1 protein-coding gene is annotated in these 724 nt (G+C 30.9%); it reads right to left on the reverse strand.

What is annotated here, in order from left to right:
* Window positions 1-111: 111 nt before the first annotated feature.
* Window positions 112-724: hypothetical protein (locus A9G11_RS14290; protein ID WP_176701224.1), on the reverse strand; the 613-nt coding region annotated here is incomplete at its 5' end.

A 724-nucleotide genomic window follows, 5' to 3' on the forward strand; every position in this document is an offset into this window, starting at 1 on the left:
TAAAACTCTTCAGTCAATTTACTGAATAAATTTAATCTCAATGACACAAAATTTTTCAATTCGTGTCACCCTTCATAAAAATCTTAGTGTTATTATTAGTTAGGATAAATATCACCAGATGGTAAACGCTTTCCCATCAATCCATTTCACCATTTCACCTTGGTCTTTACTTTTATAACTTACCTTAAACCAGATATCAGGATATCGACTTTTTTTTAGTTTCTCTTTATTCCAAATCACATCCAGAATTTTAACAAAATCATTTTGAACCAAATACATATCCGTTGGATGGCTATCATTAGGCTCATCATAAAGTGGTACTTTTTCGTGCTGAATATATGACTTGATATTTTTTTTGATGGTCGATTTGTTTAATCGTTTCGCTAATGCCGTTTTATCATAAAAAGTAATCTTCCCTTTTGAATCGATAATGTCCAATCCGATAAAACTCTCAGCGCTTTCTCGACTTGCCATCCGTTGATAAATTTGTGACTCTTTAAAACGGTATTCTTTGTCCTGATTCGTCATGATAAGCGTATATTTATTCGAAACATAATTTTTGATTGATGAATAGCGACGGTACAAACTGATATCATCTAATTTGCCAATAAACACATCAAACTCTTTATTAGATAAATAGTGATTAGTTTCTGGGAAGAATATATAGTAAAATACACCGTATAAGTAAAAGTCTGGAAATAAATTTTCAAACCCATCATCATCA

It is taken from the genome of Gilliamella sp. wkB108 (assembly GCF_001690195.1).
In the GTDB taxonomy this organism is placed as follows: domain Bacteria; phylum Pseudomonadota; class Gammaproteobacteria; order Enterobacterales; family Orbaceae; genus Gilliamella; species Gilliamella apicola_L.